The organism is Lactobacillus sp. HBUAS51381 (assembly GCF_012641095.1).
In the GTDB taxonomy this organism is placed as follows: domain Bacteria; phylum Bacillota; class Bacilli; order Lactobacillales; family Lactobacillaceae; genus Levilactobacillus.
This window is the reverse complement of sequence record NZ_JAAVSC010000039.1, coordinates 1-19,620: the sequence shown is the minus strand read 5'-3', so window position 1 is coordinate 19,620 and position 19,620 is coordinate 1. Positions and strand designations below refer to the sequence as shown.

General features: G+C 48.3%; 14 protein-coding genes. 6 read left to right on the top strand and 8 right to left on the bottom strand.

What is annotated here, in order from left to right; all coding sequences use genetic code 11:
• Positions 1 to 75 precede the first annotated feature (75 nt).
• The 8 genes from HEQ50_RS11085 to HEQ50_RS11050 all read right to left on the bottom strand — a co-directional run bounded on the left by HEQ50_RS11085 (position 76) and on the right by HEQ50_RS11050 (position 13,752).
• Positions 76 to 4,359 carry a hypothetical protein gene (locus HEQ50_RS11085; RefSeq protein WP_168900582.1) on the bottom strand — a complete coding sequence of 1,428 codons (4,284 nt, stop codon included), beginning with the start codon at positions 4,357 to 4,359 and terminating at the stop codon, positions 76 to 78.
• Positions 4,360 to 4,410: 51 nt separating this feature from the next.
• Complete coding sequence (locus HEQ50_RS11080) at positions 4,411 to 5,481, bottom strand: DUF916 domain-containing protein (protein WP_168900581.1); 1,071 nt, start codon at positions 5,479 to 5,481, stop codon at positions 4,411 to 4,413.
• A 154-nt stretch (positions 5,482 to 5,635) separates the two neighbouring features.
• A complete protein-coding gene (locus tag HEQ50_RS11075; RefSeq protein WP_168900580.1) occupies positions 5,636 to 6,130 on the bottom strand; it encodes an LPXTG cell wall anchor domain-containing protein in 495 nt (164 codons plus the stop codon).
• 48 nt (positions 6,131 to 6,178) lie between these two features.
• Positions 6,179 to 6,820: a WxL domain-containing protein gene (locus HEQ50_RS11070; protein WP_168900579.1), complete on the bottom strand. Its 642-nt coding sequence runs from the start codon at positions 6,818 to 6,820 to the stop codon at positions 6,179 to 6,181.
• A 598-nt stretch (positions 6,821 to 7,418) separates the two neighbouring features.
• Entirely contained in the window at positions 7,419 to 9,947 is a 2,529-nt protein-coding gene (locus tag HEQ50_RS11065; protein ID WP_168900578.1) for a MucBP domain-containing protein, read from the bottom strand.
• A gap of 301 nt (positions 9,948 to 10,248) precedes the next feature.
• On the bottom strand, positions 10,249 to 11,853 hold the full coding sequence (locus tag HEQ50_RS11060) for a sodium:proton antiporter (protein ID WP_168900577.1): 1,605 nt from the start codon (positions 11,851 to 11,853) through the stop codon (positions 10,249 to 10,251).
• A 173-nt stretch (positions 11,854 to 12,026) separates the two neighbouring features.
• Positions 12,027 to 12,800, bottom strand: a complete 774-nt coding sequence (locus HEQ50_RS11055; protein WP_168900576.1) for an ABC transporter permease — start codon at positions 12,798 to 12,800, stop codon at positions 12,027 to 12,029.
• Positions 12,801 to 12,816: 16 nt separating this feature from the next.
• Complete coding sequence (locus tag HEQ50_RS11050) at positions 12,817 to 13,752, bottom strand: ATP-binding cassette domain-containing protein (RefSeq protein WP_168900575.1); 936 nt, start codon at positions 13,750 to 13,752, stop codon at positions 12,817 to 12,819.
• Between the two features lie 153 nt (positions 13,753 to 13,905).
• Between HEQ50_RS11050 and HEQ50_RS11045 the strand changes: the two genes are divergently transcribed.
• The 6 genes from HEQ50_RS11045 (at position 13,906) to HEQ50_RS11020 (ending at position 19,232) form a co-directional block, all read left to right on the top strand.
• Positions 13,906 to 14,424: a MarR family winged helix-turn-helix transcriptional regulator gene (locus HEQ50_RS11045; RefSeq protein ID WP_168900574.1), complete on the top strand. Its 519-nt coding sequence runs from the start codon at positions 13,906 to 13,908 to the stop codon at positions 14,422 to 14,424.
• Between the two features lie 413 nt (positions 14,425 to 14,837).
• The gene (locus HEQ50_RS11040) at positions 14,838 to 15,563 is read left to right on the top strand and encodes a GntR family transcriptional regulator (protein WP_168900573.1); all 726 of its coding nucleotides are present in this window, start codon (positions 14,838 to 14,840) and stop codon (positions 15,561 to 15,563) included.
• A 124-nt stretch (positions 15,564 to 15,687) separates the two neighbouring features.
• Entirely contained in the window at positions 15,688 to 17,052 is a 1,365-nt protein-coding gene (locus HEQ50_RS11035) for an MFS transporter (protein WP_168900572.1), read from the top strand.
• On the top strand, positions 17,052 to 17,960 hold the full coding sequence (locus HEQ50_RS11030) for an alpha/beta hydrolase (protein WP_168900571.1): 909 nt from the start codon (positions 17,052 to 17,054) through the stop codon (positions 17,958 to 17,960). Before HEQ50_RS11035 ends, HEQ50_RS11030 begins: the two co-directional genes overlap by 1 nt.
• A 2-nt stretch (positions 17,961 to 17,962) precedes the next feature.
• Positions 17,963 to 18,739, top strand: coding sequence for a S9 family peptidase (locus HEQ50_RS11025; protein WP_168900570.1), 777 nt, complete (start codon positions 17,963 to 17,965; stop codon positions 18,737 to 18,739).
• 208 nt (positions 18,740 to 18,947) lie between these two features.
• Complete coding sequence (locus HEQ50_RS11020) at positions 18,948 to 19,232, top strand: hypothetical protein (RefSeq protein ID WP_168900569.1); 285 nt, start codon at positions 18,948 to 18,950, stop codon at positions 19,230 to 19,232.
• The last annotated feature ends 388 nt before the right edge of the window (positions 19,233 to 19,620 follow it).

Below are 19,620 nucleotides of genomic sequence, written 5' to 3'. Positions count from 1 at the left end.
GGCCCAAAAAAACACGACCGCATCTCCAATGACGCTGGCGATGCGGTCGTTTAAATTCTGTTTTACTCGTCCAAGCTATTCACCCGTGGAGGTCGTCCCAAACGCAACGGAATTGTAGGCCAACAACATGTTTAGGTCGTTGAAGGCGTAAGATTCGCCGTTGGCTTGGGCAGAACCATCGAGCTCTGGATGTGTTGGATCAGTGGTCGTTTTCTCATTGAGCTTGGCTAAGGCTTGACTATACAGCGTTACGGCCTGACTGTGCAGCGATGGATCGCTGCTTAACGCCACCGCAATCTGTGCGACGTAAGCATAGTTAGAAGGCGCATCATCTCCGTCAGCTGCAGTGCCATCAGCCAAGTTGTAATTATTGTAGATCTTCTCGTCAGTGGTCGTGTGCTGCAGAAGCCAATTCAACGAGGTCTGTGGCAACTCGCCAACTTTGGCAAGATTCAGCATCGTTAGCAAACCATCCGTGATGTTGAGCTGATCGTCAGCCGTATCACCATGAAATTGATAATTACCCGTGCTGTAATCATAGTAGGTCGCAAACATCGGTAACTTGTCGCTAATATAACTGTCCTTAATCAATTTCAACTGTTGCTGATAAGCCGTTCCACCAGACGTTCCAGTGGTTGTTCCCAACCTCTTAGCCTCATAGATCGCCTTTAACGTGGCAAGATCCAAGTAGTCCAGCCGGATTTTCTTTTCTTGCCCACTAGCCGTACTATAGCTATCAATCATTTGATAATAAGCATTTAAATCATGCTTCGTGAAGCCATCAATCAATTTATTAATCCAAAGTGTTCGGTCGTTGCTAGGATGCTTGGCATTCATGACCAATAAGGCCTGAATAATTCGCAAGTCATCGACCGAAGCATTTCTCGTTGCTGATGAATCATGATTGACTCCCGAAACCTGCCAGTTAAACGTTTGCGTATTATCATCGTAGAATCGTTTAACCGTGGCGTTAAAACTAGTGTCAAAGCTGGTCTCGTCACCTGATTCAGCCAAGGCCAGTAGCCACAAACCGTTGGTCTCTGAAAGCTCTTGATAGGGATTATCACCCTTTCCTTGTGAGGCTAGGTAGCCAGAATAAAGCACACCAGAATTATCCGCCAACTCATTCCCAACAAAGTTAGTCATGTTGGTCTGTAACTTGGCCCGCATGGCCTCTTCTTCTACCGGCAACGTTGCTGCGGCAATGGTTGGCGTCATCTGGTTCAGCGTTGCAGCGGTAATTTGACTGACATCACTAGATTGACTCGTTGTAGTCGAATCGCTGGCTGGAGCACTGGCTAATGTGTAGGTAATATTACCAGAATATTGACCGGCATAGGCAGTTGAGGGAATGTCCGTTTGCAAATTTCCTTTCGTTGAGTCCTGACTATTACCCACAACCGTCGTATCTGAATCAGAGGTTGGCTGATAATCATAAATGGATTGCGCCGCATCAGTGAGTAGTGTCTGGTGTTGCCCATTACCGTAATAGAGTGGAACATCATGCCCACTAGCCGTCAATCCTGCCGTTTGTGCGGTTAATTGATAGGAATCACCGCTTGCACGAGTCGAATTAACTGCTAAATTGAAATCACTAGCTTTTACGATTCCCGTGCCAACTGGATGTGAACCAAAATCAACAGCGTTGGTCGTAATGCCGTACGTTTTACCCACATCAACTGGAATCGTGATATCCGCTTCATAGTTCATATTGCTATTTAAGACGGCTTGACTGCCGGCTTGATCATACAAGTTCAATTCAAGCTTACTCCCCGCGTTAGTAGTCGCCTTATCAATCTTAAGCAACGGATGCTTTGAATCACTCTGGTCTAATGCAATGCCAGTCTCCCCACTAGGCAAGTTCCACCCAAGATACTGATAACCAGTTTGTCCCTGCTCACCATGATAATATTGACTCAAGTCTAATGTCATCGTTTTTCCATCACTAGAGGTCTGCCAGTTGGGTTTTTCAATTGAAAACGCTTGGTAGTTTCCACTTGCACCGGCGGCTGTCCAGCCACTAGTAATCTGGTTTTTTCCATAGTCCAGCGTTAAATTTGGTAGGTTGCTTAAATCAGGCAAGTCACCCGTCAATTTATTATCGTGAACACTTAACGTTGTCAGGTTAGTTGCTTTACTTAGGTCTGGTAAGGAACCACTAAAGTAATTCTGACTCGCTTCAAAGTAGGTTAACTTTGATGTAAACCACTTGGCTGGCAGTTCCCCTATGAATTCATTGTTGTTCAAATAAATTGTCGATAAATTGGTAAATGAATCAATATCATCCAAAGTTCCGCCCAATTGATTTTCGGCAAGGTCCAGTGTTGTTAGGCTCTGTAAGTCGGACCAATTAGTCGGAATAGTTCCAGAAAGATGATTATTATTGAGATAAATCGCTGATAGGTTCTTCGCCTGTCCCAATGCTGCTGGCAACGTGCCAGACAGTTGATTATGGTCCAGCTGAAAGTCAATCAAGTCAGGCAAATCCCCATAACTATCGGGTATTGTTCCGGTTAATTGGTTATTCTTCAGATAAAGGTTCTCCAACAATGAGTTATTGGCGAGTTTAGGTAAGTCTCCAGTTAACTGATCATCATTGAGACTCAACGTAGTTAACTTCGTCCATTGATTATTATCCAACACCAACTGATTAATATCTCCGGCCAACGGATTATTTGTAAGTTTTAGAGTAAGCAAATTTGAGTCCGCCGAATAATCCGTAGTTCCTGGATTTGTCAGATTATCATTGTCTGCAATAATAGAGTTTAACTTAGGCTCATCCTTTAGCCCCCAATCAGCTAACGAACCGCCTAAATCTGATTTATCAATTTCAATTTTTCCTAAACCAGTTAGCTTAGATAAAACCTGACTATTGGGTCCCTTACTCAGCCCACCGTCATACAAGTCACTATTGGAAATGTTAAGATTATATAAACCACTAGCATATTCCAATCCCGTTAAATTGCTAACCCCCGTTAAATCTAGCGTACCTATCTGCGCTAAGTTCGCCTTCGTTAAGGTTCCGTCACCAATAGGTCTAGACGAAATAACCTTCTGAACTTGCTCCCGAAGCTCCGGGTCTGGCATCCAATCTTCTGGCGCTGCCGTTACTGTTAACGTAAGATCAATGACCTTCCCATCAACAGTGATCATAACATCCGACGTCAGATCATTGGCACTAAGCTTTTTAAGGCCCGAAGCCGTCAATGTGAAATTAATCTTACCACTCGCTAGGTCAGACGTATCAAAGCTAATATCATCAGCCGTCAGGTACTTGCTATTACTGGTGTCATTCGAATCCTCATAGTCAGTGGGTACCTGAATCTGGACACCAGAAGCGTCTGTTGTACCCAGGTTGAGGCCTGTTGTGTCGATGCTTCCAGTTTTACCAGACTGGCTCACCTGAACTGTTTGTGCTTTCTGTGTCGGCTCTGGAATTGTTGCATCCAAACTGTTTTGGCCACTATAATACGTAGCGGTCCCACTTGGAGCCAAGGCACTAGTTACCACATCTTTAATATCAAAGTCCGATATATTTAACGTTTGGTTCTCAAGGTTATCAAAATCAATTTTTAAACGATTGGCATCACTGTCATATTCGACTCCCGCAATCTTGCCTGGATAGGCCGCACTCGCTAAGCCAGTCGTCAATGTATGATAAGTAAAAGTCCCATCAGAATTCATAAAGCCTGGATACCAATTCGACAATGGAATATAGGCTTCCCTTTTGGAAAAAACTGGATTGTAAGTAATATTTTGGCCCTCAATTAACTTAGTAACCTGAGGCCCTGGCGTTATTCCGCTGTAATCAGCATCCGACAACCCAATATTAGAGATACCTACTTTACTTCTATCAAGGTTTGCCAACCCTGTCAGATCAATATCTTTAGAATTCACATCTATGAACCCCAAATTGCTGTAGTTGGCATTAGCAAGAACCGACCAGCTTCTTGATGTATCATCCCCTGGTGCTTTCTCAATCATGGATCCACTAAAATTAAATTGCTGAAGACCTGTCGCATACTGTAATCCCGTCAAGTCGGTAATCCCGGTAATGTGCGTTGTCTTTCCAGCTCCAGTATTGAGATACCTAAGATCAGCCAACATTGCTGGCGTAATCTCTGATAAAGTCAAATCGCTTCTAGTGCCGGTATTCACAGAACACCCACTATCTTTAAGCGCATCCAGAACGACACCCTGCAGTGTCTTATCCGGCATCCAATCATCAATCGACTCATCACTAGTCGTCGAGCTCGAGCTACTCGTGGTGCTCGCCGCAAAAGCGACCCCACTGACCGATTGAAGCGGGACTGCCACTAAAATCGTCAGCATCAGCAGTAAATTAACTAATCTCATCATTTTTTTCGACTTATTTGGCAAGGCGCACCTCCTCGACTCCGTGATGCTTAATTACGCTTTATCTTGATTCTTCCCCAAGCGTTTTTTGAGCCATTTGTAAAATTCGTACAACAAGACCAACACGGCCAAGATGACGATGGCGTACATCAGATAATCTTTCCAGGTCTTCTGTGGGCCAAAGTTGGCCGCATGCTTTTTGACATTCGCGGCCTGAGCGTTGGTGACGGTCAGGTTCCGTTGAAAATGCCAGGAGTAACCGCCCTTAGATGTTATCGTCCCGGCTAAGGTGTAGTGACCCGCGGCCAGTTGCTTGTTTTCCAAATCCATATTCAATTTAAACTTGCTTTGAGGCGCAAAGGTCATCTGTTCCTTGGTGAAGTGCTTGACTACCTTCTGCCGGTCATCCTTCAACGTGGCGTGTAGCTTGCCTTGACCGACCAATCCCGGCGTCTGATTCGCCATCCCTAGGCTCAACGTTGGCCGAGCCTGGGCTAAACCATAATGCGCTTGGTAAATCTTGACGATTGGTGCCGAGACACTGCGTTTGACCGCGTTGTAGAATTCCAAGCCAATGACGTATTGGACGTGCGCCACAACCCCGGTCGCCTTACTCTTCGTCTGTGACCGCTGGTTTGCGCCGTGCTCCGCAATCGTAAAGCCACCCAGCATGACGCCGGTAAACCGCTTAGCGGGCGCCGTGAATTTGAACGGTACCTTGACCGTATGCTTGCCCAGCACCTTGACTGATTTCGTTGTGGCCGGCGAGACAATCTGCTTGATCTGAGCCGGCAATTTTGCATTGGTATTATTCGTGCCGTAGTCCAGGATCCCATTGGTATTGGTCGACGCAATCCGCGGCGTGATGTCAAACGTCGTGGTTGTCTTGGCATTGTTGGTGACCGATAACACCAGAACCCGCTTCTGCCCCGGGGTGACCTTGAAATCAAAATAGTCGACCTGTTTGGCATTGTCAGAAGGTAATTCTGGTGCGACCGTGAAGCTCGCTGGTGTCCCATTTCCGGCGGCATGCGCATCGGTGGACGGGTTCCCCAAACCCATTCCCAGTACGGTGAACAACACGAGGATTAGCGAATAAACCCATTTACTTTGCAGTTTCATCATCAAATACTTCTCCCTTAATGAATATGTAGCCCCAAAATACGACAGGCCGGGTAAAGTTTCACCTGGCCTGTTGGTATTTTAGAGTGAACCATTCACCATTGTTCATGGCGTCTAACGGGATGCCCGATGACATCACCGCTAGCGATTCGAATGCTTATTGATTTTTTCGTGATTGACGTAAGACGTGATAGGCCCGTAAGCCTAGGGCTATCAGTAAGATGACCCCTAGCAGCACCGAAGACCCTACCGCAACTTCACCTGTCTGCGGCAAACGCCCCCACGCAACGGCCAACGTCGATTGCGTCCGTTTAGCCGGAATCGGTCGTGGGCGAACGATTGTCGCGCGTCGATCACTGACTGGCGAACCGGTTGAAACGGAGTTAAACAGGGGCCTACGCGGCAACTTGGTGCCGGAGACCAGTAACGCCTGATTGGGAATCTGTGTGGGCATCGATGGCGTCGACGGGTGACTGGTACGGTGGCTAGAGGCATGGCTAGGCTGTGTCGCCGGCTGGTTACCCGGTTGCTGACCAGACTCGTGACTAGCCGACCCACTGGAACTTTGGCTGGAGCTCTGACTCGAGCTCTGACTCGAGCTCTGGCTGGATTCCTCGCCAATCGTCACGCCAACTGATTTTTGCGTTGCCATCATCTAGCCTCCCCTCGTTGCTAGTGGATAGACTTTGGGATTAGGCGATTAGGCGGCAGGGCCTGAGGTTAACGTATACTTCAGAGAAGCAACATAAGTCCCAGCATAAGCATTCGTTGGTAATGCCAGACTGGTGCCAGAAAGATCAGCCGTTGATTTACCCATTCCTGTATTGCCGGTATCAGCTTGAAATACAACTTGGCCAGCACCACCAGCCGTTAATTCTTTGTTTGTCGGCGTCGCTGAACCAACCGTTGTCGCAGGCATCGTTAACGTTGCCCCTAAAGTCTTACCAGAAGCATCTGTGTTTTTAAATTCACCTAATGCTGCTGTTACCTGCCACCCATCACCGGAACCTGTTTCATCATCAACTCCTAGATTAGTTCCTGTATAGCCATCCGTTGTTGCTTTGTTAGATGTATCAATTGTTTGGTTTCCAGATTTTTTACCTGCTGTATCGCCAATATTTGCAGTGAACTGAAATGAAGGTGCCATTTGGTATTCATCATCATTTGTCCCACCAGTCTTGGTAATCTGCAAACTACCAGCTGTGACATCCACACTAGCCGACTTTGTAGCAGTGTCCGCTGGAGCAGTATCCGCCGCATTCGCCACAACCGGCAACGCCAACGGTAAAGCCATTCCCAACACAACTGCAGAAGTTAATAATCCAGATTTGATCTTCATCATGTATACACTTGAGGGTAACTTTGGTCGCTGAGTTGCTCTCAATCTCCCTTCTATATGTAAACTAATATCGCCCCGACCCCGACTTGTGTGACAAATTACCTTGATTTGTCAATCTTGACTATCATCAAACTGTTAAATCGACAATTAATTAACTCTTATACATATTTTAGTATAGCACAAAATTTGTTTTTTTCCTGTAACTTTTCAACCTATTTAAAATGGGCCAAACGCCATACCCAACAGGGGGTTGACTAACTTTTTAGCAAAGAATTTAAAGGACAATTTTCACGCCTTTATATGACGAACGCACCACCCTCACCGACATACCTCACTACCGGGAATCGACACCAACCGCCAGAAACTTGCGGTCAATTTGGTAAGGTGAATTTTCCCCAACGTTTCACCCCACATCAAGCAAAACGACCATTGTCCTCGAAGAAGGTCAACGGTCGCTTAGTCAATTATTCAAGTTATTTGGGAATATTCAGTCGCAGCAAGCCCATTTCCCGGTTTAGAATTCCTCGCCGGCTAAACATTACACGTCTACGCCGACTATTCGGTATGACTGAGAGAACCAGCCGCCACGTGACACTCACTCTCATTCTCGCTTTCGTTTCAATCCCAACCAGCCACCAATAGTCAGTGAGCCGAGCAGTAGCCAGCCCCACCAACTCGAGGTTGTCCGTTCATGAGTCTGGGGCAACGTCGTCATTTCTGCGGACTTTGCGGGCACCGCGGACCGCTGGATTGAGACCTGTTTGAACGCTGATCGTGTGTTGGACCGGTTGACTCTGGCACCAGCCGATACTCGGGCCGGTTGCTGGCCCTGTTCCGGTCGCATCGGCTTCGTAACCGGTTTAGTCGGTGATGTTGGCTTAGTCGGTTTAACCAGCTTTTCTGGCGTCACCCGATCACCATCTCCGCCGCTCGTCACTTTTTCATAAAGATAGGTGACTGTCGAATCACTCGTTCCAAAGGTTCCCTGAGCATTGGCTGGCGTTGTGACTAGCCGGTAACCCGTCACGGTCGCCGGTACCGTGGTATAGACATCGCCCACGTTTCCCGTCAGTACAACGTCTGGAGCCACTTTTGTCCCATCAGCCGTCTGATAGTGTACCGTCACCGTGGTTTGCGTTGTCGCTGGCGGCGTCACAATCGGCGTCTTTGTATAGATGTAAACCACCTGTTGGGCTTGATCCGTAAAGGTCCCCGTGGCCGGCCCCTGTACCTTTTGTAGTGTATAGCCCGTGACTGACTGTGCCTGCGTGATGTAGGCCTCGCCGTATTTACCAGTCAAGACCTGTTGCTTGGCCACCGTCGCACCAGCCTCATCCACATAAGTCACCGTGACGGGGGCACCATCGTTCTGATCATAAACGTAGGTTACATCAACCGCGGTCGTGCTAAACGTACCGGTGGCGTTGACTGGTAGCTTACTCTGATCCAACGTATAGCCCGTGATGGTCTGCGGCGTGGCGGTATAGGTCTGACCGACTGCCCCATCGTTTAAGACCGTGTCCGGGGCAATCGTCGCTCCCGTTTGGCTCGTGTAATGAACCGTCACCGGTGCAGCCGCCTGGGCATTCGTCACGTAAGGAATGTAGTACGTCGTAATCCGACTGCCCGTCGCGTCATAATACCCCGCAACGAGATAATACGTATACGGCTGGCGATGAATACCAATCCCCGAACCGGCCGCCGAGCTGGTCAGAGGGCCAGGTGTCACCTGAGGCTTGACCACTTTAAATTGAACTTGAGTATCGCCGACCGCCGTTCCGTTAGCACCCCGTCGATAAACGTTAATCACTGAGGGATTCATGGTATACCAACTCCAGTAGTCAACATCAATGGCCGACCAGGCTGGCTCCCCGTAATGACCAACCACCGCATTGTAATTCTGTGGGAGCTTCAAGCCCAAGTTAGAGACCAGAATTGTATCCTGACCTGTCTTTAAGTAGACCGGTGACCGCCAGATATCCTGACCACCAATGTTGAGCCCACCCTGACCGAATTGGGTGGCATCTAACATGGAAAAATCGCTAATTTCATTGTTCACCGCCGAGATGTAGGTCAACTTCTTCATATTGGCCAATGCACTAATATCGCTGACCCGGTTGTTCGAGAACTGTAGAAAGGTCAGATTCGTCAAGTTCTTAATAGGCGACAAATCGGTAATGTCCCCGTGCCAATACCCCGCGAGCTGATTATTATTCGTGCGATCGAGTACATTCAGTAGATCCAAGCTTTGCAAGTTGGTCGCGTACTGAAGTCCCTCAATGGAATACGATGTTTTGCCATCAATATAGGTTGAGTTTCTGGTTTGAATCGAAAATGATTTCAACAATAATAGATCGCTCTTGGTAATGTCGGCAACCGAGGACCAGGTCTTAGCGCCCGGTTCCACCGCATAGTTGGGATCAACAAAGTTATTGTTCCACGTTCCCCCGTTACCTTGAAGCGTCTTGAGTAAGATTGCCTGTAACCACGTATTGGGCATCCACTCGTCGATGGGCGCATTATCATAAACCAGCTGATCGTTGGCCACGGCCGCCGGCGTTGTGGCCACGATCGGGCTAACCGCCGTGCGTAACTGTGCGGCGCGCGGTTGCACAGCTAGCCGCTTAGGCGCCACAATCGGCTGAGATGCCCGAACGCTCGTCGCCCCTGATACGGCTGACCGTTGAACCGTCGACTGGGTGCGAACCGGGGTCGACGCCGCTGGCTTAACTGACGTCCGTTGTGGCACTGAAGGCGTGGCCGGTGTTACTGGTCGTACGGGCTGTTTAGGCGTGGTCGCATCTGAATCAGCGACCGGACCGTGCGTCGGCGTGGCCGGCGTCACCGAGTTCGCCGGCTTATCGGCCGGGGCCACGGTAGGCTCACTCGATTTAGGTGATTGTGGTGTCTCAGTTGTTGGCGTTGTTTGCTTTAAAGTAACCGTCTGGCCCGCAGAACTCCCGGACTGTCCAGTACTAGTACTCGTTGTTTCATGCGGGACGCCATTCTGTGGCGTTTGGTCGGCCTGTGCCGTCTCCGAAACCGCCAGCAGCGAGACCATGGCAATCCCAGCTACCACCCATTTTGTCTTAGACTTATACAACTTGAAGCGAAGTTTTTCTTCAGTCATGCGTAATCGTCCTCCCCAAAAACCATTTCGGTGCTTCATCACATCCACATCATAGCACATATTATGATCTTTGTAACATTTTCCATTATGAATTTTATTTGAATAGCGTCACTAATAATTCGTCCAAGTTGAACTTTAGATAACAAAAAAACAGCTTAATCTAGCTATTTAGACTAAGTTGCTCACGGTTTGACATTTATTCAGTTTCATCCTGATCAGTTATTCTTCGCTTTGCTTTGAGGTCCAGTATTATTAAATATCGTATAAACTTTAGCGGACATCGACGACCATTCTTCATCCCCTATTTCCCAACCCCATATTCCAAAATCACCATCTCGGCCATGGTAATTTCACGGTAAAGGCTATTAAACAAGTCTTCGCTAATCTGGTGCTCCGCTTCAAACTGTTGCGTCAAAAACGCCCGCTCCGTTTGAAAGACTTGCCGGTACACGGCCGTTAATTCCCGCATCTGGTCGGGCGTGTACTCGGCGTGCTGCACCATTCGCCGCCACTCTTTGACGAACTGTCGTAGCGTGGTATGCCCATTCTGCGATTTCAAATCAAAGGTCACGGCCGCCTTAAACTCGTGGGAAATGGGAAGTGCCCAGAGTGTTTGGACGCCCACCTCGATCATTTGCTCACGCACGGTTGCCATCTGCGCAGCGAAGTCCCCATCTACGCGAACCCGCGGCAGTAACCACCGGAAGAGAATCGTCGGCACCAGTAGGCTCAAGATAATCAGCAGGCTCTCCGACATCAAGACCAGGTTAAAGTCGGCCGTCTTCACCTGCGTCTCCGCCACCGTAAAGGCTAAGGCAAACGTCACCGCACCGTGAATGCCGCCCAGCGCAAAGATCCACGCCTCGCGATTGGGAACGCGATGAATCAGCCGGACGTAAACGTACCGCAGTAGCAGGTTGGCCAGATACAGGACCACGCCCAACGTGACCCACTGCCAAGAATTTTGCGCGGTCACCGATTGGTCGAAGGTGGTCCGCGTCAGTACGATGCCCAACACCAGAAAGACGATGCTGTTTAAGAGGTCCTCCAAGAGCCCGGTCAGCTGATACGTATCGCTCGACAGTTGGGGATTCGCCAGAGCACTCCGTTCACTCTCCGCATTGTGGACCAGTCCCGCGACGACTACCGCGATAATCCCGGAGACCCCGACCGCCTCGGCACCAAAGTACAGGACGAACGGCGTCATCAAGAAGACCACTTTCAGCGGTGTCCCGTTGTTATACGTATTGTTGATAAAATTCACTCGGGAACGCAACATCAGCTGACGTAAGTAGACAATCAGAGCACTAATTACCCCACCAAAGACAACGCCACCGCCCGCCGAATAGACGAAGTCCCACAGCGTTTGCGAATAGTTAATGTAGCCGTTGACGTACCACAGGATCGCCATATTCAGGAGGATGATGCCGGAAGCATCGTTGAACAACGACTCCAATTTGAGGCTAATCTGTTCACGCCGGGGCAAAACACGCCCCATGGTCACCGACTCGGTCGCCGTGGCGTCGGTTGGCGTACTGATCGCCGCCAAAATAAAGGCGAGCGGGAGCCCCACGCCCGTGATGAAATGACTGCTCAGGCCGGCCGCAACGGCACACAGGAGCACCATCCCCACCGTCAGGCTGATGATCTCCTTCACGTGGCGGCCAACGAGATTCAGCCGGGTGCTCTGTCCCTCAAAGTAAAGCAGTGGCGCCACAATTAACCCGATAAAGATTTCCGAATTAAATTTTTCCACCAGGTCATTTAAGACCGGCACCAATGCGAGCACCGCCCCTAGCAGCATGCTCACGTAGTTTACGGACAACCGCGGTAACCACCGCCGATTAATGACAATGCTGACCATTGCCGCAACGACCAATACCGCCGTTGATATGACTAATCCCATCTCGACACCCCTTAGTTAAGCTAACTAATTCTGATTATTAGTCATTTACTCCCATTTGTAAATCAAAAATACTCGCGGCAGCTAGCGGCTGGACAAAAAGCGGCCACCCACGAAGAATCGTGAGCAACCGCCTCGGTTTTATTCTTTTGATTATCGTCTAACCCAGGTCAGCCCTAGTTACGGTCGTACATCCAGACCGCGATGGGCGCGAAGATGACGACAACCGCCATCCCAATGACCAGCACCCACAGGGCTTCCGGCGTCCAACTGCCCGTCGCCAGGATCTGGCGAATCGCCGTGATGACGTAGGTGACTGGATTCAAGTCCGCAATGAACCGCAGTGGCTTTGATAAGGAACTGAGGGGAACGAAGGCGTTGGAGACAAACGATAAGACCATCATCATAATCATTGAGAAACTCTGAACTGTGGCTGCTCGTTTAGCCAACAAGCCCAGCAGAACGAAGAGCCAGGACAAGGCCCAGCCCATGAAGATGGCCAACAGACCGCTGACCACGACCCAACCGAAGCCAGCAACCGGCCGCCAACCCATGACGTAGCCCGTGGCCAAGGATGTCACGGCCGCCAGTAACAAGCGAAGGCTATCGGCAAACAGTTGCCCGGCCAACGGCGCAATGTGGGCCATCGGTAGCGACTTGAAACGGTCAAAGACCCCGGAGTCCAAGTCCTCTCTGATCTGTGATCCCGAACCGGAAGCCGCCGACAACATCGTTTGAATCAAGATTCCCGGCACAATCGTCGGTAGATAGGCGTGTACGCCACCGGCAATAGCCCCACCGAACAAGTAGCCAAATAACAGCATGAACATGACCGGTTGGACGATCACATCCATAAAGCGATCGGGATTGTGGACCGTTTTCAATAAGTTTCGATAAGCCATTGTCGCCGTATTCGTGAGCAAGGTGCCTTGATGCGTTTGAATATCCATATTATTTGCCGCCTTTCTAATTCAGACCAACTGTGGACTTCATGAAGACATCGTCTAGGGATGGTTCGTGAACGGACAATTGGCTAACTTCAATGCCTGCGTGGGCTAAAGCGTCCAAGATCTGGGCTAATTGATTGATTTGCGATAAACGTAGGCTAAGCTGCTGGCCCGCGGTGTGAATCTTACCGGTGACGTGCGTGGCCAATAGCTTGACGGCCTGGGTCACCTGCTGGGCTCGGCGCACCGTAAACGTTAGGTCCGTCCCGCCAACTTGTTGTTTGAGTTCAGCCGGCGTGCCCATCGTGACCAACCGGCCATGGTCGATCACCGCCACCCGGTCGGCCAATTGATCGGCCTCTTCCAGATACTGCGTGGTCAACACAATGGTCGAGCCTTGCTGGACCAGCTGGCGAATGGTGGCCCACATCTGGTTTCGCGTTCGTGGATCCAATCCAGTCGTCGGTTCGTCCAGGAAGACCAGCGCCGGCCGCGTGATTAAGCTCACCGCCAGATCCAACCGTCGACGCATCCCCCCGGAAAAGTTCTTGAGCGCCTGATCCGCCGAGTGTTCCAACGAGAACTCTTTCAATAGCTCCGCCGTCCGTTGCTTAGAAGTCGCCCGGGACAGCCCGTTCAGCCGCGAAAAAATCATGAGGTTCTCCCGCGCCGAAATGTCTTCGTCAATGGAGGCGTACTGACCCGTCACCCCAAACAACGACCGCGCCAATCGGCCTTCTTTGACCGTATCGTGGCCGAAGATCTTGACCTGCCCCGCGTTGGCCTTGAGTAACGTGGTCAACATCCGTAAGGTCGTGGTCTTCCCGGCACCATTGGGCCCGAGCAAGCCAAAGACCTCTCCACGATGAACCGTGAATGACAGGTCATTGACGACCGTCTGTTGACCGAATTTTTTCGTTAAATGTGAGACTTCAATTGCTTGTGATTCTGGCATGTTAATTCCCTCTTCGTGGTATGCTTAATTTAATCAGGTTACCTGACTAAAATTATAATAAGGTCCCCTGATTAATTTGTCAAGACTTTTGCCAAAATCGTGACTGGCACTGGGCTCGTTGTCGGGTATAATGGGCTCAGGAGGTTGGTTAGCATGCCTAATTTAAACAAACAACGAAAAGCGGCTGGCAAACTTATCGAATTTGGCATGGTGCGCCACACCGCTGATGAACTGATTCACCGCGATCATCGCGGCGGGCCCGATCGCCAGTTGGTTTTTCAGGGCCAAGGGAAGATCTTACTGGCCCTGTCCCAAATAGATGGGCTGTCGCAAAAGGAACTGGCGACGCGGTTGAATCTGACGGTCCAGTCGACCGCGGAATTCGTGAACAAGCTGGTCAAAAAGCAACTGGTGACGAAGGAAAAGTCCACCGCAGACCGCCGCAAAACGATCATTCGGTTAACCGACCTGGGGCGGCAAACGGTGGCCAACGAGACGGCGCAGGTCCCCGACTTCTTAAAGGGACTGACCGATGCGGAACTCGACCAGTTCACCGCCATTCTAACCAAGATCAACGCCAGTCTGTATGACGAGATCAACACGGCTAATCCCACCCGGTTCGACAAATTCCAACAAACCGTGGCGAACCACTTGCGGGATTGGTTCTTGTGAGTTGTGGCTAACTGTTATTTAATAATGCCAATTTTTCTTAAAAAACGACTGTTCTCAGATACACCTCAGGGAGCAGTCGTTTTAATGACCCTACTTTATACAGAAGACTGAAGAGTACCTAATGAATACGAAATTTTTAAGGCGTCATTATCAGCTGTCCACATGGATCTTTTCCATCCTTAATAGGATTTCCTCCGATAACTGTTGAATTATACAACTGATTTTTAAATTTCTCGTTGCCTACTGATTCTCGAATAATTGTTTGCTGCTATTTAGCACACATTAATTTTTCTGTATCATTGTCATACTTTTTAATGACATTTCCAAATAAGCACCAACAAACTAGACAGCATTTCACTATCGCGGTATGCTGTACATACTAATAGTTAATATTTTTTTCGAGGAGCTACCTCATGCCAAATAAAAAAGAACAACTACCCAAATATGTCTCGATTTATAACGACTTACTTGCAGCGATTGATTCCGGCGAATTTCAGCCCGGTACTGCGCTACCCTCAGAGGATGTCTTAGCCAATCAATTCAGTGTCAGCCGGATGACACTTCGTCAAGCACTATCGCTTCTTCGCGAAGATGGAAGAATAGTGACGCGCAAGGGTTCGGGGACAGTGGTGAATGATACCGTTCAACCAGCCACAGTCGGTATCGAGAATGCCGAAAATCCCATCCGGTCTATCTGTCAAGAAACAATCACTGCCGTCGATTTTACGATGGGCCTGTCTTACTCAAATGCTTATACACGCCAACTCTTCGGTCGGGATAGCCCGGCAGGTGTTCACTTTGATTGCGTCTACCAATCGAAAGGGGCACGCGTAGCTTATTCCTACGGTATTATGCTGATTGATTCCGCTGAAAAGTTCAAGCTAGACTTAGAAGATCAAGAACAAATGCAGGCTTTCATCTCTAAAGATATCTACCAATTGATTCGTCGGCGTCAACTCACTTTCAAGATTGGGGTGGGCACCGAAAGTGTTCAACAAAAAAGTCTCTCTAGCCTATCAAACACTTATTTAATCACATTTGAATCACTCTTTGATCAGCAAGATCAGCTTCTTCTCTTCACCAAGTACTACGTTCCAATTGAAGAGGTCAATATGACCCTTAATCTAACGGCAAACTAGTCCCTATCACATCTCTAAAAGATCTGCCAAGTGCAGATCTTTTTTTGTTGTTGACAGCGCTCTCATAATAGATTATATTACATCTATACAAAATAATATGTCTATACAGAAAAGGGCGAATGAAATGAATGTCGAAAAAAAGGTTACCCGTGTTCTTCCCTGGATGATGCTCGTGATGGTCAGTGCGTCATCTCTCCTCAACGCTTTCAGTATTATTCCCGCATTATTAGCTCATTATTTCAGAGTTGATGCCGCCACCATGAGTTGGCAAACTGTTGTTATTACGCTTTCAATGGGGGTTGCCGGTATTGTTTATGCCACTTTAGCCGATTATATCAGCATCCGTCAGCTGATGAGCGTTGGACTGGCGCTGATGACTGGTGGCTTACTACTCGGTTTCTTCTTTAGCCATAATTTACTTCTCGTCATCATTGCCAGTGCACTCGCCACTTTGGGCGGTCAAAGTGCCAACGCACTACTGCTAGTCACCGCCGTTCGCTACCTTAGCAAAGAAGCCTCCGATCGCTATTTTGGCTACTACTCAGCCTGTATTAATGCTGCCCAACTCCTGGGGGTTCTCTTAGGTGGCTTTCTAACCAGTTGGATTGGCTGGCGTTATCTGTTTATTTTCCCTCTTATTTCTGTCGTTACCATCTACTTTGTCCTGAAATACTTACCCAAAGATTCTAAACTATCCAGCCAAAAACTTGATATTTTCGGAATCTCTTTACTTACAATCTTCACTTTCCTGCTATCATTATTCTTCAATCAGCATTCTTGGTTAGTCTTGCTATTGGCAATTGTGGTTTTAATCGGCCTATATCTGCATATCAGTCATCACGCAAATGCCTTCGTCAGTCTCGACTTTTTCAAAAACAAACGATACACTCTGGCCATCATCTTAGGCGGTTTAGTTAACAGTCTTCTGGTTGCCTATCCCTTCATGTTCTCTTTTCTCTGCGCAGCCATCTACCATACACAACCGCTTCAGGTGTCTGAGATCTTGATCCCAAGCTATATTATCGCAATCTTAGTTGCCACTTTTGCCAGTAACGTTGCAAAACTTTGGGGACTGGAACACACTGTATTGATCTCACTCGCCCTAATCCTGATCGGTCTGCTATTAGGGGCTGCGTTCCTAGAATCTGGTGTCTGGATTCTCGTCATATCTTCCAGCATTTTCAGTGGCGGCATGGCGCTGTTCGCTCCTCAAGTTCAGGCACTAATGTTCTCAGCTCTTCCCGAAGACAAAGTGGGCGTCGGGAGTGGTATTTACGGTCTCGTATTCAGTACTTCAATGTCTCTAGGAACCGCTATTACAGGGACTCTACTTGCTGCAAAATGGTTACACACTCCTAGCATTTTCCCATTTCTGTCAACCAAGTCCGTCTCATTTAGTAATCTGTTACTACTTTTTATCATTTGGATTATGCTAACGCTGGGATTGACATTAGGAACACGTAAGACTTTATTTGGAGGTAATGAATAATGACTAAACGTATGTGGGCAGCAGGTTCACTTCATCTTGACACGAGTCACCCCGGTTACTTTGATCTCGCCTATGGCACTGATCCCGCCCAAAAATTGGATATCTGGCTACCTAAACAGACCGCAAAGACTTATCCGACCATTGTCTTCATTCACGGCGGGGGATTCATTAGTCTAGACAAGCGTGAATCTGAAAGTAGCCCGGTTGTTATTGAAGCTTTGCATCGCGGCTACGCGGCCGTCAGTCTCAACTATCGCATGTTACCAAAAGCACACTACATGGAAACAACGCAAGATATCCAGTCAGCGATTGCCTTCGTTTTAGCACATGCCACTGAGTTTCAACTCGACGTCACTAATCTCATCGTTTGGGGTGGAAGTGCTGGTGGTTACCTTGCTCTGATGGCTGGCCTATTACGACCACATTGGGTCAAAAAAGTAGTGGCATGGTATCCCATTACCGATTTTCCTCAGATAGATACACAGCTGGCTAGCAACCAAATCATTCAAAAATTCCTACCATCACGTACCAGTGATCATGATAAAACTTATGTTCCGGCAACACCCTTAACCGAAAGCTCGGATTTTCCTTTCCACAACACTGCAAATAGCCTTGATTCTCAATTTATTGGTGAATCATTAGCCCATGATAGTTTAAAAGGAATTCTGGCTAGCCCTATTAATTATCTAACCAACACAATTCCTCCCATGCTTCTTCAACATGGTAGCGGCGATGAAATTATTCCAATGCAACAATCCACAACATTTGCATTCAAAGCCCAACAAATTACTCAAGATCATCGTGTACAATGCGAGATCATTCCAAGTGCTATTCACGGTTCTGTCCTATTTATGACTCCAGAAAATTACGACCATGTCTTTACCTGGATTAAACCAAAGGAGCATTAATTATGATCACAAGACATCTAAGCATCCCCAGCTCACATGGAAACTATCACATCCCAGCAGTCCTAACACTCCCAGCAGCATCTAGACGTTTTCCTGCAATTGTTATGTGCCACGGTACCGGAACAAATAAGGATGAAGCTGGACAAGGCTATGTCCTGATGGCTACCAAACTAGCGGAGGCAGGTTTTGCCTCATTGCGATTTGACTTTATCGGAAATGGTGAGAGTCAAGTTCCTTATGAACATTATAGCTTTACCAGTGCCGTTAACGATACGCTTGACGTCACTGCATTTCTCCATCAGTCTCCACTTATCCTCACCAGCCAGATTGGTATCATGGGCTGGAGTCAGGGAGGCACGATTGCTATGTTGGCTGCGGGGAAGACTAAGTACTGCGCTGTCCTTCTGTGGTCAGGAGCACTGGATATGTCTGGATTGATTCCAGCGAAAGCCTATCAACAAAGCACATACGACCTAGATCTTGGGTTTCGACCGCCTATGACTATTGGTCACAGGTGGATGACAGACGTCCAACAGACTAACGTTGCAAAAAATTTCAGAAAAAGTCAAGCGCCTGTTTATGCTATTGCAGGTGGCCAAGATACCATTGTCCCATCAATTACGGCGAAAAAAATCATCGAAGAATCTACCAATTCATTGTCACAATTCACCATAATTCCAGCGGCTGATCATCTATTCAATTTACTTAGTGGCAACGACATAATCTTTAAGCAAGTGACTTCAATTTCAATTGCCTGGCTAGGAACCATTATCCACTAAACGGTTTTTCAATAAAATCTCTAGCACACATTAAAAATGACTAGTCGGGTTGTATGACTTAGCTAGTCATTTTTGCTTTGCACAAAATATATCTAGGAATCGGCGACTCACCGATGACCGCGGCCGCTTAAATTTTTAAGGGAAAGTGACCAAGCGCTGTAGTATACTCAAGATGTACGATGATTCATTGATCCCAAGGAGGCTTACCATGACTGAATACTTTCTGGTTAACCAGCAGGATTATTTCGCGACTGGCTTTCTCGTCAATCACCAGGCGGCCTACGTGGATACCGCGGCGGGACTGGATGTTGCCGCGGCGGTGAAGGCCGCCGATGCAGCGACAGCCAAGGCTGCGTTGTACCAACAGGTCTTAACGCACCCCGTTGCTGGAAGCGAACGCCCGCAATTAACACCGCCAGAACAAGCCCGGTTGACTCAGAAACTGGACGACAATTTTAGCGTCATTAGTACTGATGGCTTAGAGAGCTGCTGAAGGTGAGGTGAAAATTAATGGCTGAAAAGACGCAAACGAACAAGACGGCAGAAGACAATCCATTCTGCCACGCCGACATGACCTGTGCCCCCGGTTGTGGCTGTGCCAGTGCCGATGGTGTCTGCCACTGCCCCATGATTTCGGACCGCAAGTGTGCTTGCGATGGTTTTTGTGGTGTCCCAAAGCATTAATGAATGTGGCCAACTAAATACTGACAAATTGAAAATACGGTCAACCTCCAAAATCGGGGTTTGACCGTATTTCATTAGCTGGCGTTTGCAAACACCAATGTAAGCACCGAGTAACTGACCGTATTGAATTGTAAATTAAAAAGAGATGGCCCGTCCTCGGTTTTTGAGGGCGGGCCATCTCTTCCATGCTTTAAGCG

What these genes read in the sequence shown, in the direction of transcription:
- HEQ50_RS11085 (WP_168900582.1), bottom strand. Translation starts at nt 4,359, where the DNA reads ATGATGAGATTAGTTAATTTACTGCTGATGCTGACGATTTTAGTGGCA.
- HEQ50_RS11080 (WP_168900581.1), bottom strand. Translation starts at nt 5,481, where the DNA reads ATGATGAAACTGCAAAGTAAATGGGTTTATTCGCTAATCCTCGTGTTG.
- HEQ50_RS11075 (WP_168900580.1), bottom strand. Translation starts at nt 6,130, where the DNA reads ATGGCAACGCAAAAATCAGTTGGCGTGACGATTGGCGAGGAATCCAGC.
- HEQ50_RS11070 (WP_168900579.1), bottom strand. Translation starts at nt 6,820, where the DNA reads ATGATGAAGATCAAATCTGGATTATTAACTTCTGCAGTTGTGTTGGGA.
- HEQ50_RS11065 (WP_168900578.1), bottom strand. Translation starts at nt 9,947, where the DNA reads ATGACTGAAGAAAAACTTCGCTTCAAGTTGTATAAGTCTAAGACAAAA.
- HEQ50_RS11060 (WP_168900577.1), bottom strand. Translation starts at nt 11,853, where the DNA reads ATGGGATTAGTCATATCAACGGCGGTATTGGTCGTTGCGGCAATGGTC.
- HEQ50_RS11055 (WP_168900576.1), bottom strand. Translation starts at nt 12,800, where the DNA reads ATGGATATTCAAACGCATCAAGGCACCTTGCTCACGAATACGGCGACA.
- HEQ50_RS11050 (WP_168900575.1), bottom strand. Translation starts at nt 13,752, where the DNA reads ATGCCAGAATCACAAGCAATTGAAGTCTCACATTTAACGAAAAAATTC.
- HEQ50_RS11045 (WP_168900574.1), top strand. Translation starts at nt 13,906, where the DNA reads ATGCCTAATTTAAACAAACAACGAAAAGCGGCTGGCAAACTTATCGAA.
- HEQ50_RS11040 (WP_168900573.1), top strand. Translation starts at nt 14,838, where the DNA reads ATGCCAAATAAAAAAGAACAACTACCCAAATATGTCTCGATTTATAAC.
- HEQ50_RS11035 (WP_168900572.1), top strand. Translation starts at nt 15,688, where the DNA reads ATGAATGTCGAAAAAAAGGTTACCCGTGTTCTTCCCTGGATGATGCTC.
- HEQ50_RS11030 (WP_168900571.1), top strand. Translation starts at nt 17,052, where the DNA reads ATGACTAAACGTATGTGGGCAGCAGGTTCACTTCATCTTGACACGAGT.
- HEQ50_RS11025 (WP_168900570.1), top strand. Translation starts at nt 17,963, where the DNA reads ATGATCACAAGACATCTAAGCATCCCCAGCTCACATGGAAACTATCAC.
- HEQ50_RS11020 (WP_168900569.1), top strand. Translation starts at nt 18,948, where the DNA reads ATGACTGAATACTTTCTGGTTAACCAGCAGGATTATTTCGCGACTGGC.